30 protein-coding genes, 4 tRNA genes, 2 pseudogenes and 1 CRISPR repeat array are annotated in these 25,195 nt (G+C 43.7%); of the genes and pseudogenes, 2 read left to right on the top strand and 34 right to left on the bottom strand.

The window, feature by feature from the left end; genetic code table 11:
• Positions 1 to 12: 12 nt before the first annotated feature.
• From CI597_RS12470 to rd, 6 genes are all read right to left on the bottom strand, one after another.
• On the bottom strand, positions 13 to 216 hold the full coding sequence (locus CI597_RS12470) for a hypothetical protein (RefSeq protein ID WP_024728347.1): 204 nt from the start codon (positions 214 to 216) through the stop codon (positions 13 to 15).
• Between the two features lie 15 nt (positions 217 to 231).
• A complete protein-coding gene (locus CI597_RS12465; RefSeq protein WP_235824623.1) occupies positions 232 to 615 on the bottom strand; it encodes a DUF6512 family protein in 384 nt (127 codons plus the stop codon).
• Between the two features lie 42 nt (positions 616 to 657).
• Complete coding sequence (gene crcB / locus CI597_RS12460; RefSeq protein WP_024728349.1) at positions 658 to 1,023, bottom strand: fluoride efflux transporter CrcB; 366 nt, start codon at positions 1,021 to 1,023, stop codon at positions 658 to 660.
• Positions 1,024 to 1,026: 3 nt separating this feature from the next.
• Complete coding sequence (locus CI597_RS12455) at positions 1,027 to 1,584, bottom strand: beta-class carbonic anhydrase (RefSeq protein ID WP_024728350.1); 558 nt, start codon at positions 1,582 to 1,584, stop codon at positions 1,027 to 1,029.
• A complete protein-coding gene (gene ybaK / locus CI597_RS12450) occupies positions 1,577 to 2,080 on the bottom strand; it encodes a Cys-tRNA(Pro) deacylase (protein WP_024728351.1) in 504 nt (167 codons plus the stop codon). Before ybaK ends, CI597_RS12455 begins: the two co-directional genes overlap by 8 nt.
• A 176-nt stretch (positions 2,081 to 2,256) precedes the next feature.
• Positions 2,257 to 2,415 carry a rubredoxin gene (rd, locus tag CI597_RS12445; protein WP_009289014.1) on the bottom strand — a complete coding sequence of 53 codons (159 nt, stop codon included), beginning with the start codon at positions 2,413 to 2,415 and terminating at the stop codon, positions 2,257 to 2,259.
• Between the two features lie 323 nt (positions 2,416 to 2,738).
• Here rd and CI597_RS12440 point away from each other — a divergent pair, with 323 nt between their 5' ends.
• Positions 2,739 to 3,404, top strand: a complete 666-nt coding sequence (locus CI597_RS12440; protein WP_024728352.1) for a Crp/Fnr family transcriptional regulator — start codon at positions 2,739 to 2,741, stop codon at positions 3,402 to 3,404.
• Here CI597_RS12440 and CI597_RS12435 read toward each other — a convergent pair.
• The 28 genes and pseudogenes from CI597_RS12435 to dpsA all read right to left on the bottom strand — a co-directional run bounded on the left by CI597_RS12435 (position 3,401) and on the right by dpsA (position 24,579).
• On the bottom strand, positions 3,401 to 3,904 hold the full coding sequence (locus CI597_RS12435) for an O-acetyl-ADP-ribose deacetylase (protein ID WP_024728353.1): 504 nt from the start codon (positions 3,902 to 3,904) through the stop codon (positions 3,401 to 3,403). The two genes, CI597_RS12440 and CI597_RS12435, sit on opposite strands and share 4 nt — an antisense overlap.
• Positions 3,905 to 3,918: 14 nt before the next feature.
• Positions 3,919 to 4,305 (bottom strand): hypothetical protein, encoded by a 387-nt coding sequence (locus tag CI597_RS12430; protein ID WP_024728354.1) that lies wholly within the window; start codon positions 4,303 to 4,305, stop codon positions 3,919 to 3,921.
• Between the two features lie 116 nt (positions 4,306 to 4,421).
• A complete protein-coding gene (locus CI597_RS12425) occupies positions 4,422 to 5,897 on the bottom strand; it encodes an ATP-binding protein (RefSeq protein WP_024728355.1) in 1,476 nt (491 codons plus the stop codon).
• Positions 5,887 to 7,206 carry a VWA-like domain-containing protein gene (locus tag CI597_RS12420; RefSeq protein WP_024728356.1) on the bottom strand — a complete coding sequence of 440 codons (1,320 nt, stop codon included), beginning with the start codon at positions 7,204 to 7,206 and terminating at the stop codon, positions 5,887 to 5,889. Before CI597_RS12420 ends, CI597_RS12425 begins: the two co-directional genes overlap by 11 nt.
• An 11-nt stretch (positions 7,207 to 7,217) precedes the next feature.
• A complete protein-coding gene (locus CI597_RS12415; protein ID WP_024728357.1) occupies positions 7,218 to 8,189 on the bottom strand; it encodes a leucine-rich repeat domain-containing protein in 972 nt (323 codons plus the stop codon).
• A 227-nt stretch (positions 8,190 to 8,416) separates the two neighbouring features.
• Positions 8,417 to 8,740, bottom strand: a complete 324-nt coding sequence (locus CI597_RS12410) for a hypothetical protein (RefSeq protein ID WP_024728358.1) — start codon at positions 8,738 to 8,740, stop codon at positions 8,417 to 8,419.
• A gap of 110 nt (positions 8,741 to 8,850) precedes the next feature.
• Positions 8,851 to 9,599: direct repeats of the CRISPR family, unit length 30 nt; unit sequence ATTTCAATACAACTCTTGTTATTGTTTATC.
• Positions 9,600 to 9,808: 209 nt separating this feature from the next.
• Entirely contained in the window at positions 9,809 to 10,384 is a 576-nt protein-coding gene (locus tag CI597_RS12405; protein ID WP_024728359.1) for a helix-turn-helix domain-containing protein, read from the bottom strand.
• Between the two features lie 215 nt (positions 10,385 to 10,599).
• Positions 10,600 to 11,346, bottom strand: coding sequence for a Nif3-like dinuclear metal center hexameric protein (locus CI597_RS12400; RefSeq protein ID WP_235824622.1), 747 nt, complete (start codon positions 11,344 to 11,346; stop codon positions 10,600 to 10,602).
• Between the two features lie 145 nt (positions 11,347 to 11,491).
• Positions 11,492 to 11,980 (bottom strand): hypothetical protein, encoded by a 489-nt coding sequence (locus CI597_RS12395; RefSeq protein WP_024728361.1) that lies wholly within the window; start codon positions 11,978 to 11,980, stop codon positions 11,492 to 11,494.
• Between the two features lie 152 nt (positions 11,981 to 12,132).
• Entirely contained in the window at positions 12,133 to 13,506 is a 1,374-nt protein-coding gene (locus CI597_RS12390; RefSeq protein ID WP_024728362.1) for an FAD-binding oxidoreductase, read from the bottom strand.
• Positions 13,507 to 13,509: 3 nt separating this feature from the next.
• Positions 13,510 to 14,172, bottom strand: coding sequence for a methionine ABC transporter permease (locus CI597_RS12385; protein ID WP_024728363.1), 663 nt, complete (start codon positions 14,170 to 14,172; stop codon positions 13,510 to 13,512).
• 1 nt (position 14,173) lies between these two features.
• Entirely contained in the window at positions 14,174 to 15,187 is a 1,014-nt protein-coding gene (locus CI597_RS12380; protein WP_024728364.1) for a methionine ABC transporter ATP-binding protein, read from the bottom strand.
• A 25-nt stretch (positions 15,188 to 15,212) separates the two neighbouring features.
• Positions 15,213 to 16,064 (bottom strand): MetQ/NlpA family ABC transporter substrate-binding protein, encoded by an 852-nt coding sequence (locus tag CI597_RS12375; protein WP_024728365.1) that lies wholly within the window; start codon positions 16,062 to 16,064, stop codon positions 15,213 to 15,215.
• Between the two features lie 200 nt (positions 16,065 to 16,264).
• Positions 16,265 to 16,396, bottom strand: coding sequence for a hypothetical protein (locus CI597_RS18955; protein ID WP_268876120.1), 132 nt, complete (start codon positions 16,394 to 16,396; stop codon positions 16,265 to 16,267).
• A gap of 139 nt (positions 16,397 to 16,535) precedes the next feature.
• Positions 16,536 to 16,724: a hypothetical protein gene (locus CI597_RS12370; RefSeq protein ID WP_024728366.1), complete on the bottom strand. Its 189-nt coding sequence runs from the start codon at positions 16,722 to 16,724 to the stop codon at positions 16,536 to 16,538.
• 59 nt (positions 16,725 to 16,783) lie between these two features.
• Positions 16,784 to 17,086, bottom strand: coding sequence for a WYL domain-containing protein (locus tag CI597_RS18630; RefSeq protein ID WP_235824621.1), 303 nt, complete (start codon positions 17,084 to 17,086; stop codon positions 16,784 to 16,786).
• Positions 17,070 to 17,543: a hypothetical protein gene (locus tag CI597_RS18625; RefSeq protein WP_235824620.1), complete on the bottom strand. Its 474-nt coding sequence runs from the start codon at positions 17,541 to 17,543 to the stop codon at positions 17,070 to 17,072. The genes CI597_RS18630 and CI597_RS18625 overlap by 17 nt, the downstream gene beginning before the upstream one ends.
• A 202-nt stretch (positions 17,544 to 17,745) precedes the next feature.
• A tRNA-Lys gene (locus tag CI597_RS12360) sits at positions 17,746 to 17,818 on the bottom strand.
• A 28-nt stretch (positions 17,819 to 17,846) separates the two neighbouring features.
• A tRNA-Gln gene (locus CI597_RS12355) sits at positions 17,847 to 17,918 on the bottom strand.
• A gap of 107 nt (positions 17,919 to 18,025) precedes the next feature.
• Positions 18,026 to 18,098: transfer RNA gene (locus tag CI597_RS12350), tRNA-Lys, on the bottom strand.
• Between the two features lie 29 nt (positions 18,099 to 18,127).
• Positions 18,128 to 18,199: transfer RNA gene (locus CI597_RS12345), tRNA-Gln, on the bottom strand.
• A 144-nt stretch (positions 18,200 to 18,343) separates the two neighbouring features.
• Positions 18,344 to 18,496 (bottom strand): annotated as a pseudogene (locus CI597_RS12340) (Ig-like domain-containing protein); the annotation flags it as partial.
• Between the two features lie 258 nt (positions 18,497 to 18,754).
• Positions 18,755 to 19,621 carry a nitroreductase family protein gene (locus CI597_RS12330; protein WP_024728370.1) on the bottom strand — a complete coding sequence of 289 codons (867 nt, stop codon included), beginning with the start codon at positions 19,619 to 19,621 and terminating at the stop codon, positions 18,755 to 18,757.
• A 243-nt stretch (positions 19,622 to 19,864) separates the two neighbouring features.
• On the bottom strand, positions 19,865 to 20,473 hold the full coding sequence (locus tag CI597_RS12325; RefSeq protein WP_024728371.1) for an AAA family ATPase: 609 nt from the start codon (positions 20,471 to 20,473) through the stop codon (positions 19,865 to 19,867).
• 25 nt (positions 20,474 to 20,498) lie between these two features.
• Positions 20,499 to 21,110, bottom strand: coding sequence for an AAA family ATPase (locus CI597_RS12320; RefSeq protein ID WP_024728372.1), 612 nt, complete (start codon positions 21,108 to 21,110; stop codon positions 20,499 to 20,501).
• A 127-nt stretch (positions 21,111 to 21,237) separates the two neighbouring features.
• On the bottom strand, positions 21,238 to 23,088 hold the full coding sequence (gene asnB, locus CI597_RS12315; RefSeq protein ID WP_024728373.1) for an asparagine synthase (glutamine-hydrolyzing): 1,851 nt from the start codon (positions 23,086 to 23,088) through the stop codon (positions 21,238 to 21,240).
• A gap of 67 nt (positions 23,089 to 23,155) precedes the next feature.
• Positions 23,156 to 23,737, bottom strand: coding sequence for a dipicolinate synthase subunit B (locus tag CI597_RS12310; protein ID WP_024728374.1), 582 nt, complete (start codon positions 23,735 to 23,737; stop codon positions 23,156 to 23,158).
• On the bottom strand, positions 23,737 to 24,579 hold the full coding sequence (gene dpsA, locus CI597_RS12305; protein ID WP_024728375.1) for a dipicolinate synthase subunit DpsA: 843 nt from the start codon (positions 24,577 to 24,579) through the stop codon (positions 23,737 to 23,739). Before dpsA ends, CI597_RS12310 begins: the two co-directional genes overlap by 1 nt.
• A gap of 95 nt (positions 24,580 to 24,674) precedes the next feature.
• On the opposite strand from dpsA, the pseudogene CI597_RS12300 reads away from it, so the two are divergent.
• Positions 24,675 to 24,944, top strand: a pseudogene (locus CI597_RS12300) (desulfoferrodoxin family protein); the annotation flags it as partial.
• Between the last annotated feature and the right edge of the window lie 251 nt (positions 24,945 to 25,195).

The following is a 25,195-nucleotide window of genomic DNA, read 5'->3' as shown; positions in this document are numbered from 1 at the left end:
TTTCCTCCTTACTTATGTCACAACCAAAAAAAAGCAGTGTTCTTTTCCAAATTCGTAATAAATCTTTTGTTTTTCAATATGATGAATCACATAAATCAGCCCAAAGCCATGTTCCGTCAACCAGCGTTCCATGGCTCTCCATATTTCTTTATCTTCCTGCGCTTCGGCAATCAACGTCTCTGTCCCCTGCTCCCGGTCACAATAATACAGCTTCATAAGCAGGCACCTCCTTTAACTCCTTTTTAAGAAGAATGCATAGGATACCAATATACTGACGGCAAATACGAATAAATCCATGATCAGCATATCTTTCTTTAACACGGCGGTATATGCGTCAAACAATCCTCTGATAGCCACACAGCCCAAACCGGTCCCCACGGCCAGGCGGAGCCAGTAATATCTGATATGCCTGTACATAAACCGAAACATCAGAAGGCCGTAGATCAGATTCGGATAAATTAAAAGCTTATAGTGCTCCTCCACTTTTTCGCTGACCGGAAACAACCACCAGAGAAATTCCGATCTTCCAATCCAGTCATAGATAAAATGCCAGAGGCTGCCCACCACAGCCGTAAACAGAATGCCTCCAAGGATAAACTTTTTGGTTTTAGTCATAACCATCCCTCCTTTGGGATAGTATATGCAAACTTTTGGTTCTCATCCTGCAACGGCCCGTCCAGCAAAAACCACAAGGACAGAAAACAGCACACTCAGTACGACATATAAAATACCTTCACTCACTCTTCCCTCTGAGACAAGGGTCCCTGTCTCAAGAGCAAACGTAGAAAATGTAGTGAATCCTCCGCAGAGTCCAGTCTTTAAAAACAGGATCAGATTGGGATTTTGGGCCGGTATCTTTCCCGTCCACCCGGCGATCATGCCAATCACAAATGCTCCCAGCACATTAATCCCCAAAGTGACCACAGGAATCCTTATCTGCGCCGATACCGGGATCAACCCAAGAAGATAGCGGAAGACTGCGCCGAGAAATCCTCCCAGACCTACAAATACACACTGAATCATGTATTATTCTCCTTTGAATTCTTCTGTTGTCATAATCTCTCCGGTATCCGTATTCATCACATACCCGAATATCTTAATGTCGTCCGGAATCAGCGGATGCGTGCGCAGAAGTTCCACAGTCTCATTGACAGAGTCGGAAACACAGTCAAATCCTGCAAGCCAGGAATCAAAATCAATGCCGCAGTGTCTGATGAAATTAATCTTGTCTTCTTCTATCCCCCGGTCGATCATGTGCTGGATCATGCCATCGCTGTTCATATGCCCAACACCGCAGTCTGTATGGCCGATGACCATGACCTCCTCGATCCCCAATTCATAGACTGCGATTAAAAGACTTCTCACCACACTTCCAAACAAATGATTGGTGACTCCTCCTGCATTTTTAATGATCTTTACATCCCCGTTTTTTAAACCAAGGGCTGCCGGAAGCAGTTCCGTAAGCCTGGTATCCATACAGGTTAAGATCGCAATCTTTTTGTCCGGATATTTGCTTGTCTTGTACTGTTCATACATCTTATTTTTCACAAATACCTTGTTATATTCCAAAATATCTTCAATCATTTTTTCGTCCTCTCTTGTCTTTTATCAAATCCGCCGTGCTTCCCTTACAGGCTCTCAAATAATCTGCAGGATTAAGCTCCACCTGTGTTCCCCGCTTTCCGCCGCTGACGATAAGTGTCTCCAGATTCTTCACGCTCTCATCCACCACAGTGCGGTAGGCCTTTTTCATCCCTATGGCGGTACAGCCGCCTCTTATGTAGCCTGTGACTTTGTTTATATCCTTTACGTGAATCATTTCCACTGATTTTTCGCCCACGGCTTTAGCTGCCTTTTTTAAGTCCAGCTCCTCGGCAATGGGAATGACAAACACAAAATATTGCCTGCTCTTTCCCTCCGTGACCAGCGTCTTAAACACCTTATCATAGGGCTGTCCAAGCATATCCGCAATGGCCACCCCGTCAGTAAATTCTTCACATTCGTAGCGATGGATCTCAAACCTGATTTTTTCTTTCTCCAAAATCCTCATCGCATTGGTCTTCGGCTCTTTTTTTGCCATGTTCCTTCCTCCCAACATTCATAGAATGTATGTTGCTGTCTATTATATCACATTTTTTCAGCAGGACAATAGGGGCCTGAAAGGCGGCATACAGCTCCTGAGCAAAAAAACGTCCCGCAAATATCTGCGGGACGTTTTCAACTCCGGTTATAATGAGTACTATACTAAAGAAAAATTTAAGCTTCTACAAATACATCTTTTCCAAGGCCGCAGATCGGGCAGACCCAATCTTCCGGAAGATCCTCAAAAGCTGTTCCCGGTTCGATTCCCTGACTCGGATCACCTTCTGCCGGATCGTATTCATAGCCGCATGGTTCGCAAAGATATTTTTTCATTGTTGTTACCTCCATCTATTAACTTATTCATATTGTGATGTAAGGGTCAAAAAGTATTTTGACCCCCAGATACCAGCGGATTGTTCCGCACTTTGTGCTCCCACAATCCTAAAAACATTCGAAATCCGCCCTAATCGGGCTGCTTTCTCATGTTTTATGGGTCCCAAAGCCCTGCTTTTTCATACAAGCATGAAACGCATGCCCTTTTGACCCTGGTATCATATTATCTTTCATCTGTGACGTAAGTATACCATGCTGCCCATGATTTTTACTGTTGCATTTGCAACATTTATATGCCATATTTAAAAAAAGGAGGTTTTTTTATGCAGTACAATGAAAATCCGCTGTTCACAGATATCACATCCAGGGACTGCCTGGAAATGCTGAACTGTTTTCACTCAGAGGAAAAACTGTTTTCTTCCGGTGAAATGATCCATCATTTTTCTTCTCAAAAACCTGTCATGGGCATTCTTCTCTCCGGCACTGCTTCCGTCCTGCGCTATGAATTCAACGGAAGCCGGACCATTTTAGAGAAGCTGGAGACAAACAGTGTATTTGGTGAAATTCTGGCTTTTCATTCTGAAGAGTATGAAGATATTCACCTGAAGTGTGATACCGAATGCAGGGTACTCATGATCGATTATGAGTCTCTCATGAAGCCCTGCACTAATGCCTGTGCCTGCCATATCCGGCTGATCCAGAATGTCACCTGGCTGATATCTCAAAAAACTATGAGTCTCAGCCAGAGAGTCGAGGTTTTGAGCAAGCGCACCATCCGTGAAAAGCTATATTGTTATTTCATGCAGGAATCCCTGCGGCAGAAATCCAGTTCTTTTCATATCCCGTTTACCATGTCAGATTTGGCGGATTATCTGTCCATAGACCGGAGCGCAATGATGCGGGAACTGAAAAAAATGAAAGAAGACGGCATCCTTTCTTCTGAAAAGAGAATGGTCCGCCTTCTCCCGGAACATACTGCCGGTGTTTAATCCTCCAGCGCAGTTTCATATGCTTTTTTTGTCTTTTCGTCGAAACAGACGAATTCAATGCAGTCAAAAATATCTTTGTTTCCGCAGAATTCTTTTATGGTCCTCACCGCAATCGGCGCAGCCTTTGAAAGCGGAAACCGGAACAGGCCCGTGCTGATGGACGGAAAGGTCACATGCCTGCATCCATGCTCTGCGGCCAGCTTAAGACAGCTTTTGTAGCAGTCAGCTAAAAGTTCTTCCTCACAGTCATCCCCGTCTCTCCACACCGGTCCGGGCGTGTGAATCACATATTGTGCAGGAAGTCTGTACGCTTTCGTAATCTTCGCATCTCCGGTATCACATCCGCCCAAGGTGCGGCACTCCGCCAAAAGTTCGGGTCCGGCCGCCGCATGGATGGCACCGTCCACACCCCCTCCGCCCAAAAGCGTCGGATTGGCGGCATTGACGATGGCATCTGCCGGAACCTTTGTGATATCACCCAAGGTTATCTTTATTTCCATGTTACATTTCCTTTCTAGCGCGCAGATAAGCCGTAAAGCATCGCTACATAGCAGGCAAAATCGCCAATCCGTTTTCTCTGGTCACCGAGCTGCTTCCTCCATGAAACATCCAGCCCTCTCTGCTCCATCATGCCGCTCAGAAGATTCAATGTGTGTATGACATTATCATGCTTTCTCGTCCTTCCGTCATTGTCCCGCTGACCTTTCCTGATCTGCTTCCAATTTGCCCGGAGGTCCGCATAGACAGTCATTGCACTCAGAGCCAATTCCCAAAATTCTTCAAACTCTTCGTCATCCTCCGGCGAATTCTGAAGGATTGCCTCATAAATCTCCATAGCTTCCTCAAAAGGGAGTGAATTCGGCTGTGTCAGATAATTCTCATATTTTAAATCTTTGTTCATAAAAAGGCTCCTTTCCTCTGCATAACTGCTGATCTGTTCTGCACTTTCCCGGCTGTCTTCCATTGCTTTATATCTCTAGTTTAACTTGCTTTCAGGTCTTTGTAAATCTAAAATCCTTATCTCACCGCATCTTTGATCTGTTCAAGAATCCCTTCCTGTCTTTCGTCAAAAAGGAGGCCTTTATTATATTTATAATAAGGATCACAGCCGTTTTCTTTAATAAATCGGACACTGTAATAATTCACATTCAGCTCCGTGACAAAGACCACCATTTCCTGTCCGTCCCCGAAGGCTGCCTCCATGAAATCAAAGGCATAAAGAAGGGCATCCGATATCTTCTCCACCAGCTGCTCCCTGCTTTCTGTCTCTGCTTTAAACCAGCTTCGAACCGCTTTCGGCTCATCCTGCGGTTTCTCTTTCTTCAAATTTTCAAGGTAAGTTTCCAGTCTCCCGATGACCTTCTTCCATATATGTTCTTCCTCCTTCGCAATCTGCTCGGCTTTCTTTCTCTTCTGAAATTCTGACTCAGCTTTTTTATGTGTTTCCTGCATAGACTCATGCTCCATGTAGTCTTTCAGCCATGAAAAAAGCTCGCTTACATAGGCATCTGTTTTCGCATATTCCATGAAAAACTCATTTAATTTTCCGTTCAGCAGATGGACAATGCTGAGCCGCTCGTCAAACGGAGCAAATTTCAGTTTCTCCAGCATGTCTTCCGTGAAAGAACCCTCGAGGATCTCGTCAATTTTATAGTCCTTTCTGTATTTTCTGTAAAGTTCCAAATAATTTGCAAACTCTTTGGCAATCCCTAAATGCCGGATATACTGATAAATCACATCCCGATCAACAGTTTTTCCAAGTCCTTCGTACGCCTTCATAAAGTCGGACAAATCCTCCCATCCCCTGGCAGTCACAAAGGCTTTTCCGTCTACTGTTGTCTCCATCCTGTAAAAATGATTTTTCCGGATCTCAAGGTAAGCCATGACAGCGGGATGGATTCCTGCTCTATATGCATATTCCTTCCAGACATCATAGTCTGCTTCCACATCGATCAGTTTGATCCTGTCCAATGTCACCACATCAAACTCCCTGACAGACTTATTGTATTCCGGTGGATTCCCGGCCGCCACGATGACCCATCCCTCCGGTACCTTCTGATTTCCAAAGGTCTTGCACTGCAAAAACTGCAGCATGGTGGGCGCCAGCGTCTCAGAGACGCAGTTGATCTCATCAATGAATAAGATGCCCTCCTCAAGACCGGTCTGTTCTATTTTTTCATATACCGAAGCTATGATCTCGCTCATAGTATACTCTGTCACGGAATATGTGACATCTCCATAGGTTTTTTCTTTAATGAACGGAAGCCCAACGGCACTCTGTCTTGTGTGATGGGTGATCGTATAAGCTACCAGCCCAATGCCGCATTCCTTTGCAATCTGTTCCATAATCTGTGTCTTTCCGATCCCGGGAGGCCCCATCAAAAGAATCGGCCTCTGTCTCAACGCCGGTATCCGGTATTCCCCGTACTCATTTTTATTTAAATACGCTTCCACAGAATCTTTAATTTCCTGTTTCGCACGTTTAATGTCCATAATCTTCTCCTTCAAACTCTTCTTCGCAAACAATCAGTTTCATCGCCCACGGCGGTACGTGGGCATCCTCGTATTCTTCTTCCATGAAAATAAAAGCAGTCTCAAACGGCGGCTTTTTCTTCGGATAAATCCCCTGCCCGTCTGTAAAATACAAAACTCCCTTGAGACTGTAAAATTCTCCTTCTTCCATGAGCTTTACTATATACTCAAATGCCGGGCGGAAGTCTGTACCGCCTTCCCCTTTGAGCTCCAAATGTTCCATATATTCTTTCAGCTCTTTTTTATCACGGATCTTTTTATCTTTCTGGATTTTTTCATCACATTGAATGATATGGATGTTGACCTTTTTAAGAAATGTTTCTTCTTCCTTTAAAATGCCATAGGTCTCTTCCAAAAACTTCTTTACCAGTTCACCGGAACAGGACATGGAGGTATCAATGACGATCGCAAATTCTTCTACTTTTTTTACTTCTTTCCACTCCTGTGGCTCCACTAACGGCATGTTTCCGTACATACGAAGCCCGTAGGTGTAGAACACATAGTCAAAAGAATCCTCGTCCACACCGATTTCCTCTTTAAGCACCGCAAATTTTTTCAGAAATTCCCGGTAATCATACCTCTCCCTGTTTTCGATCTGCATCTGCCGGACCATATCTCCCGCGTCCGCAGACATCTCCTGGGAAAATGTCTCCATATCCAGTTCCATCTTTTCACTGATGTCCTGCCACTGGTTCCGGATCTCCTGCTGCATCTTTGGCTGGTCTTTCGTCGGCCAGAAGCTGTGGCTGTCCATGACAAACTCTTCCCCGATGCGCTTTATTTCCTGTTCTGTAGGCTCCCATTCCTTGATCCTTTTGTAGATGCCTTCCGCCGTCAGCACCTTCAGTTCTTTCCTGAGACGTTTATAAATATCTTTTCGGAACACAGTTCCATATAAAGAAACCGACGCGGTCTTCCACTGGTCGATCACGGATTCGACAGCAATATCACAGCTGATGTCCCACAATTCTTTTTCCCTGTTTTTCTGTCCGGTCAGATGATGAAAAAGGCAGTGCAGTACCAAATGGAGATACATCCGGTTCACCATTCTTCTGTCCTGTGCATACAACTTTGCCAGATACCCCTGATGAAAGTATATAACCCTGCCGTCAGAGGCGATTCTCTCTGCGTCTGCATGGCATATATAAAAAAAGCTGCTCAATGCCAGATCCATGAACCTCATGTGCAGATAAAGTTCATCTCTTGAAGCCATGAGGATCTGCTTTCCGGCTTCGGCAAGCCTCTCTGCTTTTTCTGTTTCTTTCTGCATATTTCTCCTAACTATAACTCAAAAATTTTCTTTTTCGGAGGAAACAGGCGCTGCTTTTCATTCATCAGAAAACTCATGATTTCTCCGTCTTTCTGTGAGGATGCCTGCTCTATAGCCGCTTCCATCGCCTTCTCATTCCAGAGACCCTCCTTAGATAAGAACCGCAGTGCTTCCATATCACGTTGTTTGACAAATCCTTTTGCAATATTCTTTGCACGGTCTTTTACATATGTTGTATACTCTTTTTTTGCTTTTTCACTCAGTTCATATGGATATCTGAGCCGTCGGACGGCAATTTCCGATACCAGCTCCGGCCGTTCTTCTATCACTGCAACGGAAAACAGCTGGTCATAGGCCTGATAGTCCACTTCCCTTTTCTGAAAGCACTGACGATACTTATAGCCCGACCCATTAAAATATTTCTCAATGATCCTTGCCGGAGTATTTTCTACCGCCTCTTCATAAAATTCGGGAAAGACCAGCTTTGCTGTCTTTACGGGCCCAGCTTCTGTACAGTAATGCAGGTCGGCATACAGCTCATATCGTATTTCTCCGACGATATCTTTAAGACACGTGCTTTTCCCTTTATTGCAGAAAATCTCCACATGACGGAGCCTGCATCCGTTAAACACTCCGGTTCCGGTGACTTTCAGTGCATCTGAAAAAGTCAGTTTTTTAAGATTGCTGCATCCGTAGAAAGCATATTTACCCAGTTCCTCTATTTCATTAGGTAAATATACCATTTCAATCATGTTCCCGCAGAGCAGTTCACTTTTATCGTCAAAAAATTTGTTATCTGTTACGTCATATATTTCTACATCTTCCTCTTCCTGTTTCTTCCACTGGGAAAATGCATAGTCTCCTAGTATTTTAAAAGGCTGTCCGCCCACAGTGTCCGGAAATGATACAATGCCGTCATTTCCATAACAGCGGATCAGTTTAAGACCTCTCTTTTCTTTCCGGTAATAAAGGGTAAGTCCCATTGCGTCCATCCTTTCCGCAAATTTGTCTGATAATTACAGTCCTATTATACTACATAAGAAAAAAAAGAAAACAGCCTTATTTTGGGGTGATCTGATATGTTATTTACTGAAGTACGGCCTGTCCAGCAATTTCAGTTTTTGACTGAAACAATTTCTCAATTAAAAAGCATTATAAAGATGTACAAAATAAAAATCCGGACATGCCGGATTAAGTAGCTATGGGATATTCATTTCTTACGATATTTTTTCTCTATCACTGTCACATAGACAGCCATAGTCACAATAGCCTCTGCCATGACTTCTAAACTTGAAAACAGAATAAATGGAGAATTTTGCTTTTTTAAAAGGGGCAGCCCCAAAACAATTAGAATTAAACCGAACACACACCATAATTTACCCATCGCGCGGTTATATGATTTTACATTATTTACAGAAAAAACTTCTGCATTCGCCCAAAAGCCAAACGCAACTTCCTTCTTTGCGTTGAAAGCATAAATGCCAAGAATAATAAATGAAAGACCTATAAATAACCATATTAAAAATGATATCATTGTTGCGCACTTCCCTCCTGTAAACTGTAATTACACTTTGTTCAAGGGCAGTAAGACAAATTCTCTTAACCATAATAGCAGTTATAATGTAAAAGTAAAAAACGAGAGGCTTCAATATTCAACTCTTGTTATTGTTTATCGAATATCCGATCAGGGATCATAAATTAAATGCAAATTTCAATACAACTCTTGTTATTGTTTATCATAATGCAAAAAAACGGTTGAGAAAACTTGTGGAAAATTTCAATACAACTCTTGTTATTGTTTATCTAACCACCAGATTACCGGGAATGGCATTGATAACAATTTCAATACAACTCTTGTTATTGTTTATCTCTATATGATTCATTGCATAATCCTCCCATGTTAATTTCAATACAACTCTTGTTATTGTTTATCGTTTGAAAAATACATAGGTTCATATGCAGGATTTGTATTTCAATACAACTCTTGTTATTGTTTATCCTTCCTGCCTTTGCCCGGTATCATTTACAGATGCCTATTTCAATACAACTCTTGTTATTGTTTATCAATAGAGAACGAAGAACTTCCGTGTATAATGGAATGATTTCAATACAACTCTTGTTATTGTTTATCAAGTTATCCCCGGAGCTACAAGCGATATTCGCTCAATTTCAATACAACTCTTGTTATTGTTTATCAGATACTGCGATTGCAATTGCCTGAAAAAATCCAGATTTCAATACAACTCTTGTTATTGTTTATCTGTAAAAGTTTCAAATTTAACATTTAAAGATGTTTAATTTCAATACAACTCTTGTTATTGTTTATCAACACTGGCAAATGAGTTTGCTACTCTCGGTGCGATATTTCAATACAACTCTTGTTATTGTTTATCCAACGTATTTCCGCCATTCTTTATTTTCATTATAGTCATTTTCCCTGATAAAATCAACGTTTCCCTTATTTTTTCCCAACCGGCAGCAGTTTTTCAGTTTTGTCTTAAAAATGATCTCTAACCCGCAGTTTTATGCGGTTTCTACGTACTCATAGAATTTACCGGTTGGGAAATTGAACAATTCTTTTAGAAAAATTTATGAAACTTCCCTATTGTACTAGAAAGATCATTGCCGCTGAAACTGCCAATGTCAGCAGTCCTGCGCAGACTGCCAACAGTAATTTCTGATACGGCCGTTTTCCGGACTCCCGGTATTTCTCTATTTCATCGAGTTTTTTTCCTTCCGTAAAAGCCATGATCTCTTTATACGTCTGAATATCATGTGTCTTCTTCTGTTTCTCAACGCGGCTTGCATAATAAATTGCACAGCCGAAAATCACTAACCAGATCACGATTCCGACCACGTCTCCATAGAAAGAAAGCGGTACTGCCAGCACTGCTGTTGCTACGAGAAGCAAACCGAAGATGAAACTGTCACGATTCCATTTTTTAATATCCTCTGCTTTAATCTGTTCTCTCATCTCTTCCAAATCTCCTTTCACTAAGGTATCAAGAGAAATATGAAAAAGAGTGCTCAGCAGAAGCAGACTTTTTACGTCGGGATAGTTCTTACCGTTTTCCCAATTTGAAATTGTCTGCCGTGTGACGTATACCTTCTCTGCCAATTCATCCTGTGAGAGATTTGAATCAAGCCTGTATTTCTTTATTTGTTTGCTGAACTCCATTTTCTGATTCCTCCTGCTTGTGTTTTATGTTGTATCGACATTATATCGATTGAGATTCAGATTTTCTATCAAAAGTGTTTGACATCCTCGTTTTTTCAGCATGTAAAATAGATTTGACATGTCCTTTCCGGGCCAAAAATGGCCCTGCAGCCTTCATCCATTCATCAGGCAGACAGACAGCATAAATCCATTGACCGATTTTGAGAAGACCCCTTTTAATAATTCGGCTCATCAATTTTTATAATCCGGATTTCTTTATCCCCGGCTATTTTTTGAACCAACGATTCCACTCCCAAGATTTCCGTATTCGTATGACTTCCCACAAACAGGTTCATTCCCACATGCTGTGCGTATTGCTGTGAATAGAGCACGTACTCCCCTGTGACATATGTATCACATCCGGCCTCTGCAGCTATTCTCATTTCTGTTGTCATGTTGCCTCCGCCTGCAGCCACTGCCACTTTTCTTACCGGGTTTGCATTATTCTGGTAACAGCGCACTTGTTCCTTAAGAATATCGGTCAGCATTTCACTGAACACATTGAAATCAACGGGCTCGACCTCACCTGTCACCCCGCCGTAATAGATATCTGCATATGGCATCACTTTTTCAAGGCCTCTCATCCCAAGTGCTTTTGCCAGTGACGCACTGGTTCCAAACTCCGCATCATCTAACGGCGCATGAAAATAAGCATGGGTAATTCCGTTTTTTTCTAAGATTTGATTGCAGCTTTCTTTCAGTCCAAAAATAAATTCCCATGAATCATGATGGGTCACGAGAAACTCTATCTGTTTCTGACAGGCTTTTTCTATGAGTGCCTCTGTCAGATTTACTGCATACCCGATAGTTTTAATTTCTCTCTCGAATTCATTAAAAAACCCCCATTCCTGCGGAAGCATCTGCAGTTTTTTTTCGTCAAACATACCCATGAGATCTGCTTTAAGTTCACTGTACTTCATCATATACTACTTTCCCTCCCATCAAAGTTTTAGATATCATTCTATCACCTCACTGTAAGAATTGCAACAATGGCTCTGGGCTCAAAAAAATCCCTGAACGCCGAGTCTGATCTAAACAGCCTCTGCACACAAGGATTTTTCATGGGAATTATTTATTTGCTTTGTATTCTTCTACTTTTTTTGTATCAGTATTTTTCTTATAGATTTTTCCGTTGTCTTTGTCGACGTAGAAATCACCGTATTTTTTACCGGAGTCTTTGGATGTGTCATAAATTTCAAAGTGGTAACCTTTTGCCCCATCTCTGTACTCTATGACATTTTTGTCTTTATTTCTTACTTCATACTGACCGTCTCCATCAGAACTAAGTTTATTGATCAGATAGTCATGGGCATCATCATAATCATCAAATCCATTGGCTACATCGTCCGCCAGGTCTTTTGCTCCGTCTGCCACATCATCAGCCGCATCTTCCACGTCGTCACCCAAATCATTGTTTGTTGCTGTAGTGGATGAACCGCCTTCTGTGGTTTTTTCTGTTGTTGTAGCATCATTTTTGTTTGAGCATCCTGTAAACATCGCAGCGACACTTAATGTGAGGACTGCAACCATTGTAAGCATCCAACATTTCTTTTTCATTATGAACTCTCCTTTTCCTTTGGAATAATTATTTGATACCACTATTGTTTCCAATGAAAAGGAAAATATACCTTAACAAATTTTGTGACAGGTTTTTATCAATATTGGAGGAACGCATTTCAAAGCGTGACGAAAATATTGGTAAAAAACTCTTAATCAAAAATTTTATTTGGATTTAAAATATTTTTCGGGTCCAGGGAAAGCTTCACCTGCTTCATCATCTGAAGGTTTAAAGGATCTGCTGCTTTTTTTAAATATTTTTTCTTGCTCAGCCCGATCCCGTGTTCTCCTGACGTCAGGCCGCCAAGCTCACTGCTTTTATCGTAGGCCGAAGCCAGTACTTCTTTCCGGTCTTTTTCCCACTGCTCCTGTGTCCTGCCGCCCCGGACAACACAAAGGTGTACATTCCCGTCTCCCGCATGTCCGAAACTTACCATTTGAACTCCGGTTTTCTGTTCTAAATCATTGATATATTCTATGAATTCAGCTGATTTATTGATGGGAACCACAATGTCCACCGGCTCCTGTTCCGATTTTGCCTCCACGGCTTTTACAAGGGCTCCCCGTATTTTCCACACCGTATCAATCGTCTCTCCGTCTCTCAGCACGAGCGCGTCCTTAGCTCCGCTTTCTTTGGCGATTATTCTCAGTTTTTCGACCCGTTTATAAATTTCCTCCAAGTCGTCTCCGTCAAAGGTCAGAAGAATATATGCCGCTGCATCTTGATAAGGAAAAGCAAGACCAACGTATTCTTCTCCCAATGCAACTACTTTCTTCTCCACAAATTCAATAGCTGTCGGGTCCAGATTACCCCGTATCACGTTTAAGACCGCCCGGATACCCGTATGGAGATCATTAAAAGGCAGAAGAACACTCAATGACTCCTGAGGTTTTGCTATAAGCTTCACAATGGCCTTTGTGATTACTCCGAGGGTTCCCTCTGAGCCGATCATCAGATGTTTCAGGGAAAGACCAGAACTGTCTTTTACGACTTTACCGCCAAGCTCTGCCACACTGCCGTCGGCCAACACTACTTCCAATCCACGGATATAATCTCTGGTGACACCGTATTTTACGGCGCGCATTCCTCCTGCATTGGTGCTGATATTTCCACCGATGGTCGCTGTCTTCTCGCCCGGGTCCGGAGGGTAAAACAAGCCTTCCTGCTCCACCAGCTCCTGAAAATCTTTCAGCACTACACCGGGTTCCACCGTTGCCGTAAAAGTATCCTTATCAATCTCCAGCACCCGATTCATGCGGGACAGATCCAAAACGATCCCTCCGTCCGCCGGTACCGTAGAACCTACAAGATTGGTCCCTGCTCCTCTCGGTGTAACCGGAATCTTATGATCATATGCGTATTTCATAATATCGCTGACCTCTCTTACAGACTCAGGAAATACCAGCGCTTTTGCCCGGCCCTTGAGCCTTCCCAGAGTGTCCGATAAATATTTTTCTTCTATATCAGAGTCAAAGATCACCCGCCTGCTGTCGGGGATCAAACTTTCAAGTCCGTTCAAAGTCATCACCTACCGTTTCGTAAATTTTAATGCTACCTTATCTCCGAGCCACTGCCCGAGCTGGACAATGAAGATCAATACGATTACTGTAAAGGTCAGGACACCGGTCTCATACCGGTTGTATCCGTACCGGATCGCCAAGTCTCCGATCCCGCCTCCTCCGACGCTTCCTGCCATGGCAGAGTAACCGATGATGCTTACAAATGTCACCGTAAGTCCACGGATCAGACTCGGAAGAGCTTCCACAAACAGAACCTTGCGGATGATCAGGGAAACACTTGCCCCCGTAGCCACCGCTGCCTCCACGACTCCTTTGTCCACTTCACTGAAAGATCCTTCCACCAATCTCGCATAAAATGCTACAGATGCGATTGAAAGAGGAACCGCCGCCGCTGCCGCACCAATGCTGGTACCTACTAAGATTCTTGTCAGCGGCAGGAGTACTACGAGCAGAATAATAAACGGCATGGAACGGATAATATTTATAATTGTACCTGCCACCGCATTGACTGCCCGGTTCTTGAAAAACAGGGGATTAGCCGTCAAATGCAGCACCAGCCCGATCAGCATTCCGAATACAACGGCTGCTGCCATGGCGATCAGTACCATCTGTATGGTCTCTACTGTTGCATTTCCAAATTCTAATTTTATAATCTCCATCGTTTCCTTCATCTTACCGTCCTCCCTCTAATTTTTCTACGCGGTACACATTTTCTTTCATATAACGAAGAGCTTTTTCCCGTTCTTCTTTTCCGCCTCTCAAGATCACAATCAGCACACCCAATGGTTTCTTATGAATATAGTCGATCTTTCCGTTGATGATATCGATCACCACGTCAAATTGCTTGGAAACCTGGCTGATCACAGAGGCATAAGCCTTTTCTCCGGTATAACAGAGTTTCACGAGTTCCTCTTCCTCCGACAGCTTCACCTCATCAGGAACGCCCACATTGAGCACCCGCTCCACAAGACTTTTGGTAATCTCTTCTCTCGGCTCTGCAAATGCAGAATAAATATCCCGTACTTCCTTGATTTCTCCGTTCTCCATGAATGCAATCCTGTCAAATAATTTTTTTGCAACTTCCATCTCATGTGTGATGAAAACTATGGTGATATGATATTTTTCATTGATCTCTTTTAACAGAGCCACGATTTCTTCTGTATTCTCCAAATCCAGTGCAGATGTCGCCTCATCACAGAGCAGGATCTTCGGATCGTTTGCCAGCGCTCTCGCGATCGCCACTCTCTGTTTCTGCCCGCCGCTTAAGTTGGCCGGATAGGAATCCGCTTTTTCAGGCAGATGTACCATTTCGAGGAGTTCTTTTACTCTTCCCTGTATTTTCTCTTTCGGATAATGGTTTGCATGGAGAGCAAACGCCACATTTTCTGCGATCGTGGAACCGCTGATCAAATTAAAGTGCTGGAAGATCATTCCGATGTCCAGACGGACCTTACACAGCTCTTTTCTTTTCAGGGAAGTGATTTCATTCCCTTCGATCAGTACCTGTCCGGAGGTAGGCGGCTGAAGCAGATTGATCACCCTGACAAGCGTGCTCTTGCCGGCTCCGCTGGGCCCTACAATACCAAAGATTTCTCCTTCCTCAATGGTCAGATTCACATTTTTAACCGCCTGAAAATCCTTTTTATTCTGCTGAAATGTCACTCCAATATTCTTTAATTCAATCACAGTTTCTCACCTTTCTCTTTTAAGTTTATTTTTCTTTGTATTTTTCTGTCCACCAGTCTGGTTTCTGGAAGGACTTAAAGCTGCTCTTTTTGTCTGACACTGCTTTATAAAAATCTTCTGACTCCACAGCCTCTTTGAGGTCTTTTCCCAGCTGTCCTTTCACATCGTCAGCTTTTACGGCAATGACATTTTTATATTCTTCCGCCAAGGTCTCGACTGCCAATGCCTTGGAAAAATCCAGTTTTGCCGCATATGCATAATTTCCGGGAACTACACCCGCCGCAAGACTGTCCAGGCTCCTTGATATCTGAGCGGCATCCAAAGTTATAAGCTTTAGTTTTTTAGGATTTTGGGCGATATCCTTTTCCGAAGCCTTTGTCTGATCGATGTTTTTCTTTAAAGTAATGATCTTTTCTTTGTCAAGAATGCCAAGAGCCCTTGCCAGGTTAGAAGGATCGTTCGGTATCCCGATCTTGTCACCCTTTTTCAGTTCTTTCAAAGATTTGATGCTGTCAGAAAAAATTCCTGCTCCTGCAGTCGGCACCGCAATGACTTTGCTGATTCTCAGATCATTATCTGCCGCAAACTTTTCTAAATATGCCGTGTGCTGCATTAAATTTGCATCGATCTCACCGTTTGCCAGGGCCTGATCCGGCAGTACATAATCACTGAACTCTCTCACCGATACTTTGTAGCCCTTTTTCTCCAAAGAAGGCGCGATCGCTTTTTTAACCATGTCCCCGTATGGTCCGGCACATACACCGATGGTGATATCTTTTGCAGCGCTGGCATTTCTTCTCCCGCAGCCGGTCAAAGCACCCAGTGCCAATACTCCAATCATAACGATTCCTGTCAGCTTTTTCAACGATTTTTTCATAATACGTTCCTCCATTTTTATACAAATCCTATTTTTTCAGTATGGAATTATTAATTTCAAACTTTAGCTCAGTCTGCGGCCGTTCAGACATGGAGCGTTTTCATGTTTTAGGGAACCGGCATAATATCTTCAGAAGCACAAAAAAAGGAGGCCATGCATGGGCCTCCTTATAATCAACCGTTCTATTCTTTTCTCGGCATCTAAGATATCTCCATACAAATATGATGTTCCGGTATTCGATTGTACACAAAAGAACTGCACATGCTCTGCATCTGCATTCCCATACCCATCATATCCATCATGAAATTCTTATATGCCTTGATAAAATTCATAGCGGTATCTCCTTCTTGCTGATTTCCTATCGTACCTATAGGTTATTTGGAATCTTACACGTTTTTTTTCGATTTGTCAATAGGATTTTTATGATTTCATCACTTTTTTCCAAAAGATCCGATCTCGATGAGATTCCCGTCAGGGTCTGCAACGTAGCTTGTCCTCTGTCCCCACGGTTCCGTTACCGGTGCGAGCACCGGCTTCCAGCACTCTCTGATACTCCCGGTCCACATCTTTATAGGAAGGCAGATCAAAGGCAAGCTCCACCGTCCCATTTATTTTTTCCGGATAGCTGACAAATAATCCTGCTGCTGTCATTTTTAACATAGTACTTCCTCCTTCTTTGAATACATTCAGTATATCAGAAGGAACCGGACAGCTTTATGTCATGTTCCTGTATATCTGTTTAAATTCTTCTTCAGTTCCGATACAAGATCATCCGCCAGGCATTTGGGTTCCATGACCATTGCCTGGCTTCCAAAACTCAAAACCCACTGCTTCATGTTATCATAATTTACGAAATCCCATTCAAAAATCAGACGGCCCTGCTTATCTTCTGTATAACATCCGACCCCGTATTCTTCCACAAGCCTGTATTTTGCTTCCTTTTCAAAGACCGCTCTCAGTCTGACTGCATTCTGTCTGAAATAGTCCTGAAAATCCGTCTCCGTTCTACCTGCTTTTCTCACCAAAAAACTGTTTTCTGTCTCTTTGAGCGATCTCTCGGTATTCTTCTCCTTTGCCGTAATAATACAAAAAATTCACCGTATGCCGACTGGAAACCGCATGTTTTATGATCCCGATTTTCTCTTTCAGTGATTCTTCATAGTGAGAAGCCAGATCGATCAGGATCATTCCTTCTGACAGAACCGAATCTTCCGGTTCTAAAGAGAGCTTTTCCATGAGACTTAACGCAGCGGAAGTCCCCGATACGCTGTCAATTCCTTTCAGCCCTTCAAAAACTGCTCTCAGCTCTTCTTTCGTAAAAACAGTTTTGTCAAGCTTATAGCCTTCTGCGATGCGGATTCCGGCGCCGTAACTCTGTCGTTTCTGAGTAAAAGTGTGATGATTCCGATTAAACGGTCTATTTTCATTGGAATACCTCCTGGTAAAAGAAAAATGTTCAGAAAAAAAAAAAAAAAACAAAGTTGCAAGCCCACTTCAGTTCTTAGGCCCCTCAATCTTTGAGGGGGCTTGACAACTTTGCGTGCCTGATGCAATTTGCCGCAGGCAAATAATTTCCTTACGCATCTGTGCACAACCCGCGGAGCGTTTTTATTTCATAGGGAAGGTCGCAGAACTTTCCTATGAAATGAAAAAACTCCGTTTCATCTGAAACGGAGTCCTATGAGCGTGCGGGGATTCGAACCCCGGACAACTTGATTAAAAGTCAAGTGCTCTACCACCTGAGCTACACACCCTGATTATGTTATTTTAATTCTGATGGAACTGGGCTAGCTGGATTCGAACCAGCGGATGCAGGAGTCAGAATCCTGTGCCTTACCACTTGGCGATAGCCCAACAGCTTTATCAATATATCACAGCAAAAATCTTATGTCAACTACTTTTTTACTGATTTTCCAAAAAATATGAGGCAGATCTTCGTCTGTGACTTCCTGATTCGGAACTGAGCGTGCGGGGATTCGAACCCCGGACAACTTGATTAAAAGTCAAGTGCTCTACCACCTGAGCTACACACCCTGATTATGTTATTTTTAATTCTGATGGAACTGGGCTAGCTGGATTCGAACCAGCGGATGCAGGAGTCAGAATCCTGTGCCTTACCACTTGGCGATAGCCCAACAGCTTTATTAATATACCACGGAATTTCGACAAGCGCAATGGTTTTTTATATTTTTTTTAATTTCTTTTGTTCTTGTATGCCGAATAAAAAATGTTGTAAAACTGTCCTATTTAGTTTTACAACATTTTCTTTCAGCATTTTTTTATTTTACCGTTACGCTGACCTTTTTATACTTTCCATTTTCACTGATCACATAAATTGTTGCCTTACCGGCTTTCTTTGCCCTGATCTTTCCCTTATTATTTACTGCTGCCACAGAACCTTTTGATGTAATGTAACGTATTTTGCACCGTGATTTTTCGGCTGTTTCCTGCCAGACGGGACTTTGACCTTCGCTTTAATAACGGCTGTCTTTCCCTTTTGAAGTTTCATTGATCTCTTCTTTACAGAGACAGAGGATGCATTTGCATACTGGGAACTAGCCCTCATCAATACATGTGCCGTATTAGATTTTCCAATGTTCTTTTTCTTTTTGTTCACATTTTGATATGGTCTTACATAAAACTTATAGGAACCGTTGGATTTCAGTTTCCGTTTTCCGACTTTTAGGGTATTACATACTGCAGGATGCCACAATCTTATAGTTATCTGGTATATTGTATTTATTTTCCACAGGCTCGAGATTCCAGCTGATCTCACATAAGGTCTCCCTCATCACCTTTTTGCAGTAAAGCATGACAATGCCCGCATCGATTTGTTCTTCGTAGAGATTGGTCTCCTCATCGTCCCTGACCGTAAGGATCAGCAGTCCGCCGTCAATAATGAATCTCCACGGCTGGCGGTTCAAAGTAGAAGGCGCCATTCTTGCATAATTTAACGGTTCATAAACAGCCCGGCTCACAAGCTCATCCACTGTTGCCTTATTATCCCATGTATCAATAAAAACGATCTCTTCTAAAGGCATCCTTGGGGATGTAACGCTGTCTTTCACCTGGAAATCCGCATTGGCATATCCTTTTCCCAGTGTGACATTCCCTGTAACCTTTTTAAACCGCTTCTTTCCGTATCCTAATGCCATGATCGCCACCACTTCTTTATCCGTGACAATGTTCAGCTTTTCAATGACTGTATGGCTGTCTTTAAAAGTAATCCAGCAGGAATCCACTCCCAGAGAATGAGCTTTAACAGAGATAGATTCACCCACATATCCGCCGTTTTCAATATAATGATCCTTTTTCTCTGACAAAACGATCATATAATGCGGCGCATTGATCAAAATCCCTTTATACCCTGCATACCCATCCAGCTGGCGGTAAACGGTATCATTATCCATGAACCGAATATCGATCTCAATACTGTCATCCAGACGCTCACAGGACTGGGCAAAATCCCGGATCTTCTTAATTGTACCGGCATCGACTTCCTTCTCTTTATAATCCCTGACGGAGTTCTTGCTTTCAATCAAATCTTTATATTCCATAATCATACAACCTCCCTTATCCAGTAAAAACATCTTCCTGCTACTTGTTATATTATACCTTATCGCGCAAAGCGCGTCCACCCGAGAGACATATTCCACATAATTTCCGTTCGGCTCTTAGAATGCCTCGCTCCAGTCATGTAGAAAATGGATATAGTGTCTGCCGCAGAAGACGGCCTTACAAACTGCCCTCCATCGGCTTAAAAAGGACAGGTGGATCATTTCTCCATCTGCCCTTTATATCTATTCTTCTAAATAAGATTCTATGACTTTTACCGCTTTGTCTATGCCTGTCCGGCCGGTGTTGATGACCAGTTCATAATTGCTCGGATGTCCCCACTTGATTTTTGTGTAGTAGTTGTGGTAAGAAGCCCTCTCCTTATCCACCTTTTTCATGAGACGTTTCGCCTCCCTCTCAGAGACGTTCTCCGTCTCCATGATCCTCTGAATCCGCACTGCCTCAGAGCTGTGGATGAAAAAAGAGTGGCAGCCGGGAATTTTCTGAAGGATAACATCCGCACACCTCCCCACAAAGATGCAGGACTTCTCCTGCTCTGCGATCTGGCGGATGGCAATGGACTGGATGATAAAAAGCTTCTCAGGTGTCAGGATACATTCATCCATCGGTGTCGTGGCTGGGTGCCCAATGGGTACCCCGAAAATATATGCATAGTCACCGGTTTCTTCCCTGCGGCTGATATATTCTTCCGATACGTCCGCCATCTTAGCCACTCTGGCGATCAGCTCTTTGTCAAAAAACTTTATACCCAGATCTTCTGAAAGCTTCTCCGCAATTTCATGGCCTCCGCTCCCGTACTCCCTGGAAATACATATGATCGTATTCGGTCTCATATCATCTCTCCTCTCTGTATCATGTTCAGTGTTCTACATAATAGGAAATTAGATCCACTGCGTTTTCCATACCCAGTTTGCCCATGTTAAGAACCAGGTGATAGTTACTCGGATGTCCCCACTTGATTTTCGTGTAATAGTTGTGATAAGAGGCTCTCTCCCGGTCAGTCCTCTTGATCAGTTTCCCTGCTTCCTTTTCTGTGATCTGCCGCAGTTCCATAATTCTCTGAATCCTGTCTTCGAGCGGACTGTGGACAAAAACTGAGATGCACTCTGCCTGATTCTGCAGGATAACATCCGCGCATCGTCCCACAAAAATACAGGAGCCTTCGTCTTTTGCCATCTGCCGGATGGCAATGGACTGAAGGGCAAACAGCTTCTCCGAAGTGACTACAAAATCCCTTGTAATGTCCGTTGCAACATGTCCAGCCGGCATCACCCCCAGAAACCCCCGGAAGTCTCTGGCCTCTCCCTGTTCTTCCACGAAGTCTTCAGGCACATTGCCAAGTTCAGCTACCTTTGTTATGATCTCGCTGTCGAACAGCTTGATCCCCAGCTTCTCTGACAGATGTTCTCCCAATTCATGGCCTCCGCTTCCGAATTCCCTGGAAATACATATGATCCTGTTCTCTTTCATAAACATCACTCCTTTGCTCATAAAAAGTGATTGCTAAGACCAATATCTTATCTACATTATACCATGATAGAGCAAAAAAAACAGAAGGAATTGTTCTTTTATAAAAACAATCCCTTCTATTCTTTTCCTATATAACAGCGATATGATAAGTTTCCAGCCAGTAGTTGACCTGAAGCATAAACGCCACCATCTGCGGTCCTGCCATCAGCTGTCCATACCACGGCTTTCCGTAGTCCGATGGACTCTCTAAAAATTCTTCCGTTTTCTTTTTATCGATCAAATCCCGGATCGGAGCGTTTGGATCTGCGATCACTTCCCGCAGCCGGTCTCCCAGCATTTTTTCATATTCAGGATGATAAGTTTTCGGATACGGACTCTTCCTCCTGTATAATACTTCATTTGGGAGGTCTCCTTCGCCCGCGGCCCTTAACAGGCCTTTGACCACACCACCCGGACATTTCATTTCCCACGGCACGTTCCACATATATTCCACGATTCTGTGGTCGGCAAACGGTACTCTGGCTTCCAGCCCGGAATACATGCTGGTGCGGTCCATCCGGTCCAGAAGTGTGACCATAAACCATTTAAGATTAAGATAAGAGATCTCTCTCCTCCTGCTTTCTGTTGGATCTTCTCCAAGTAGCCTTGGGGTTTCCCCGATTGTCTTTTCATATGCCCGCCGTGCATGGGCTTTCAGATCCACCGCCTGAAGCACATCGTCGCTTAACAGAGCCTCCCTGGGCTCCATATCCATAGACCACGGAAATGCATGGGCCTCAAAACACTCTTTTTTATGAAACCACGGGTATCCTCCGAAAATCTCATCCGCACATTCTCCGGTCAAAGTAACCTTCTTTGTCTCGGCGACTTTCGAACAGAAATAGAGAAGGGAAGACTCCACATCAGCCATGCAGGGAAGGTCTCTTGCGTCTACGGCGCTGTATAGGTTCTCAATCTGCTGCTCGTTATTACATTCCAGGTAAGTGTGATTCGTTCCCGATGCCTCTACCATGCGGTCTACCCAAGGGCGGTCCTGGGACGGCTGAAAAGAATTGGCCTTAAAATACCGGTCATTGTTTACAAAATCAAAAGAAAAGGTATTCAGCTGTTTCCCCTGTCTGTCAAGCTCTTTGGCACAGATGGCTGTCACAAGACTGCTGTCCACCCCTCCGGATAAGAATGTACAGATTGGGATGTCTGAGAGCATCTGCATCTTTACCGCATCATGGACCAGATAAGACAGTTTCTCTACTGTCTGATCATAAGATTCTTCATGAGGCCGGCTCTCAAGCTTCCAGTAGATGTGATCTTTCAGCCCCTCCGTACTGTACTCAAGAAAATGACCCGGCAATACTTCTGAAATGCCTTTGAATACTCCTTTTCCATAGGATTTTGCCGGTCCCAGTCCAAAAATCTCACCGAGTCCGTCCCCGTCTATGACCGGTTCTATCCCCGGGTACTGAAATATACCCTTGATCTCGGATGAAAATACAAGGGTCTGGCCGGAAAAAGCATAAAACAGCGGTTTGACCCCAAGCCGGTCTCTGAACAAAAACAGCTTCTTTTCCGCAGAATCCCAAATGCTGACCGCAAAAATGCCGTTCAGCTTCTCCACAAAGGCCGGTCCGTGAAGGATGTACCCCTCCAGGATCACTTCCGTATCGCTCGCTGTCCTGAAGATCGCCCCTTCCTTTTTCAGCTCCTGTTTCAATTCCTTCATGTTATAAATTTCACCGTTATACACAATGACAAACTTACGTCCGGATTCCTCTCTGACCATGGGCTGATGACCGGTGTATAAGTCAATGATCGAGAGACGGACATGGGCCAGGCCGCATCCGTTTTCCAAAAACGTTCCCTGATCATCCGGGCCCCGGTGCTTCTGTACCCGATTCATACGGTTCAGAATATCCTCCCACTGCCCTTTCTTTTCCAGATACCTGTTATGAGGATTACAAAATCCCGCAATACCACACATATGTGCCACCTCTTCAACTATTTTTCATGCAGGCCCCGCGGTGAAGCATCACCGGGAGCCTTACGTTCTATCCCCGGATAACCGGCTGATATTGTCTGCCTTCCAGCGCTTTTTCCACCGTCGGGATCAAAAGGCTGGTATCGGCGATCATGGAGTTCGGTTTTTTAACCGGATCATCCTGCCCAAATGGTACAAAATAAATATTTTTCATATTCATCAGGGCTCCGATGTTCTTCATATTTATTCCCAGAGCGTCATTGGTTGATACAGAAATCACCAAAGGTTTATCGTTCCTTAAATGGGCTTTTGCCGCCATCAGGACCGGTGAATCTGTGATCCCGCTGCACAGCTTTGCAAGCGTGTTTCCTGTACACGGGAAGATCACCAGGATATCCAGAAGACTCTTTGGACCGATCGGTTCCGCCTGGGCAATCGTTTTCATCGGGGTAATCCCAGTGATCTTCTCTGCCCTCTCTAAGAAATCCTCTGCCTTTCCAAATCGGCTGTCTATGCTCTGTGCGGCCCCGGAAAAAATGGTCTGCACCTGTGCTCCTTCTTCTGCCAGCTTCTTAAGCTGGATAAAAATTTTTTCATATGTGCAGAATGAGCCAGTTACGGCAATTCCTATTTTCTTTCCTTTTACACTCATCATACATCCCATTCCGTAATCATTGTTTCTGTCAGAATGGCAGCTGCTGAACACGCTGCATACTTGCCGGGAATTCCAAGACATTGTTTTGCATTGATCCCCAATTCGTCTGCCGCCCTGAAATCCACGCCTCCCGGTGCAGATGCAATATCCACGATTAACGCCTCTTTTTTTACCTGTTCCAGACGTTCTCTGTCTAAAATCATGGCCGGAATCGTGTTAAAAATAAAATCAGCCTGAGAAAGCTCTTCCTTCAGCTCATCGAGAGAGACTGCTTTCATTCCAAAGGACTCCGCCAGGGCACGCTGCTCCTTATTTCTTGCGGCTGCCGTTACTTTGGCTGACCAAAGCTTCAGCTTTTCTGCCAGGACGCTGCCGCATCGTCCGAAGCCTGTCACCAGACAGCGGCTTCCCTGTATCTGAACAGGAGAGTCAAAAACAGCTTCTGCCACAGCCCCCTCGGCAGTAGGCACGGCATTTTTTAACGCCACTGAGTCCAATTTCATAAAGTCATGGACAGCAACTCCCGTATTCATGCAATAGTGGCAGAAGTCATCCGGAATACAACCCGCAAAGATCTTCTGCCCTTTCCTCAGATGCCGTTTTACATCCTCTATTCCGAAGTCAGCACAGCATTCCATGGAAACCAGGTTTTCACGGTCTTTGGAAAAAGGAATCGGGCCGACCAGGATTTCTGCATTTTCCACAGCTTCTTTCATGGAAGAAGCCTGCACCTCCCCGGATGCGATCCCATAGGTAATCACAGAATAGCCTTTAAAAGCAAGCTGCTTTGCCATATAAAACTGTCTTAAATCACCGCCAAGCACTGCAAAATCATACATTTTACCGCTCCTTTCTGCTGCCATCTAATGATAGTATATGAAATTTGTCACAGAGTTGCTTCATTTTCTCCAAATTTTACAGACAAATGACGCATGTTCCAGGCACTACCGACGGGGCAACAGAAAAACACGTTCCGGTCGTTTCAGCGGATGACCGCAAGATCAGCGTAAAGGTCGGAGAAGCCGAACACCCTATGATGGAGGCTCACTACATCATGTTCATCTGCATTGAAACCAGCCGTGGCCACCAGATAAAATATCTGAATCCGGGTGAAAAACCGGAGGCAGAATTCCTTCTGGCAGACAGTGAGGAATTTATTGCCGCATATGAATACTGCAATCTCCACGGACTGTGGAAAGCATAAAACCGGACATAATAAAAGAGGCATCTCTGATCTTCTCAGAAATGCCTCTTGCTTTATGTCTCTTAATTTAAGACTACCCTCATATTAATTCTTTATCCTTTGTAATTAGTCCTCAAAACGGACTAGATGACGATTAGAAAGGCCAAGGCCATCTCATGCATGTCATTGTTTTATCCCCCTTTATACTGCTTTGCTTTCGACAATTATCTCTGTAACAATACACACTATAAAAGGTCCTATTCCTTGTTTCA

The organism is Anaerostipes hominis (ex Lee et al. 2021), assembly GCF_002270485.1.
GTDB lineage: Bacteria > Bacillota > Clostridia > Lachnospirales > Lachnospiraceae > Anaerostipes > Anaerostipes hominis.
This window is presented reverse-complemented; position numbering and strand designations above follow the sequence as displayed.

Excerpts from the sequence above, each read along its gene's own strand:
- CI597_RS12430 (WP_024728354.1), bottom strand. The coding sequence starts at position 4,305 with ATGAACAAAGATTTAAAATATGAGAATTATCTGACACAGCCGAATTCA.
- dpsA (WP_024728375.1), bottom strand. The coding sequence starts at position 24,579 with ATGTATGATTTTGCAGTGCTTGGCGGTGATTTAAGACAGTTTTATATG.
- CI597_RS12370 (WP_024728366.1), bottom strand. The coding sequence starts at position 16,724 with ATGTTAAAAATGACAGCAGCAGGATTATTTGTCAGCTATCCGGAAAAA.
- CI597_RS12415 (WP_024728357.1), bottom strand. The coding sequence starts at position 8,189 with ATGGGACTTACCCTTTATTACCGGAAAGAAAAGAGAGGTCTTAAACTG.
- CI597_RS12455 (WP_024728350.1), bottom strand. The coding sequence starts at position 1,584 with ATGATTGAAGATATTTTGGAATATAACAAGGTATTTGTGAAAAATAAG.
- CI597_RS12310 (WP_024728374.1), bottom strand. The coding sequence starts at position 23,737 with ATGAGTGTAAAAGGAAAGAAAATAGGAATTGCCGTAACTGGCTCATTC.
- CI597_RS12400 (WP_235824622.1), bottom strand. The coding sequence starts at position 11,346 with ATGATGAAGTACAGTGAACTTAAAGCAGATCTCATGGGTATGTTTGAC.
- CI597_RS12330 (WP_024728370.1), bottom strand. The coding sequence starts at position 19,621 with ATGGAATATAAAGATTTGATTGAAAGCAAGAACTCCGTCAGGGATTAT.
- crcB (WP_024728349.1), bottom strand. The coding sequence starts at position 1,023 with ATGATTCAGTGTGTATTTGTAGGTCTGGGAGGATTTCTCGGCGCAGTC.
- CI597_RS12435 (WP_024728353.1), bottom strand. The coding sequence starts at position 3,904 with ATGGAAATAAAGATAACCTTGGGTGATATCACAAAGGTTCCGGCAGAT.
- CI597_RS12395 (WP_024728361.1), bottom strand. The coding sequence starts at position 11,980 with ATGAAAAAGAAATGTTGGATGCTTACAATGGTTGCAGTCCTCACATTA.
- CI597_RS12470 (WP_024728347.1), bottom strand. The coding sequence starts at position 216 with ATGAAGCTGTATTATTGTGACCGGGAGCAGGGGACAGAGACGTTGATT.
- CI597_RS12385 (WP_024728363.1), bottom strand. The coding sequence starts at position 14,172 with ATGAAGGAAACGATGGAGATTATAAAATTAGAATTTGGAAATGCAACA.
- CI597_RS12405 (WP_024728359.1), bottom strand. The coding sequence starts at position 10,384 with ATGGAGTTCAGCAAACAAATAAAGAAATACAGGCTTGATTCAAATCTC.
- CI597_RS12420 (WP_024728356.1), bottom strand. The coding sequence starts at position 7,206 with ATGCAGAAAGAAACAGAAAAAGCAGAGAGGCTTGCCGAAGCCGGAAAG.
- rd (WP_009289014.1), bottom strand. The coding sequence starts at position 2,415 with ATGAAAAAATATCTTTGCGAACCATGCGGCTATGAATACGATCCGGCA.
- CI597_RS12465 (WP_235824623.1), bottom strand. The coding sequence starts at position 615 with ATGACTAAAACCAAAAAGTTTATCCTTGGAGGCATTCTGTTTACGGCT.
- CI597_RS12440 (WP_024728352.1), top strand. The coding sequence starts at position 2,739 with ATGCAGTACAATGAAAATCCGCTGTTCACAGATATCACATCCAGGGAC.
- CI597_RS18955 (WP_268876120.1), bottom strand. The coding sequence starts at position 16,396 with ATGAATTTTATCAAGGCATATAAGAATTTCATGATGGATATGATGGGT.
- CI597_RS12325 (WP_024728371.1), bottom strand. The coding sequence starts at position 20,473 with ATGAGACCGAATACGATCATATGTATTTCCAGGGAGTACGGGAGCGGA.
- ybaK (WP_024728351.1), bottom strand. The coding sequence starts at position 2,080 with ATGGCAAAAAAAGAGCCGAAGACCAATGCGATGAGGATTTTGGAGAAA.
- asnB (WP_024728373.1), bottom strand. The coding sequence starts at position 23,088 with ATGTGTGGTATTGCGGGATTTTGTAATCCTCATAACAGGTATCTGGAA.
- CI597_RS12320 (WP_024728372.1), bottom strand. The coding sequence starts at position 21,110 with ATGAAAGAGAACAGGATCATATGTATTTCCAGGGAATTCGGAAGCGGA.
- CI597_RS12390 (WP_024728362.1), bottom strand. The coding sequence starts at position 13,506 with ATGACTTTGAACGGACTTGAAAGTTTGATCCCCGACAGCAGGCGGGTG.
- CI597_RS12375 (WP_024728365.1), bottom strand. The coding sequence starts at position 16,064 with ATGAAAAAATCGTTGAAAAAGCTGACAGGAATCGTTATGATTGGAGTA.
- CI597_RS12425 (WP_024728355.1), bottom strand. The coding sequence starts at position 5,897 with ATGGACATTAAACGTGCGAAACAGGAAATTAAAGATTCTGTGGAAGCG.
- CI597_RS12410 (WP_024728358.1), bottom strand. The coding sequence starts at position 8,740 with ATGATATCATTTTTAATATGGTTATTTATAGGTCTTTCATTTATTATT.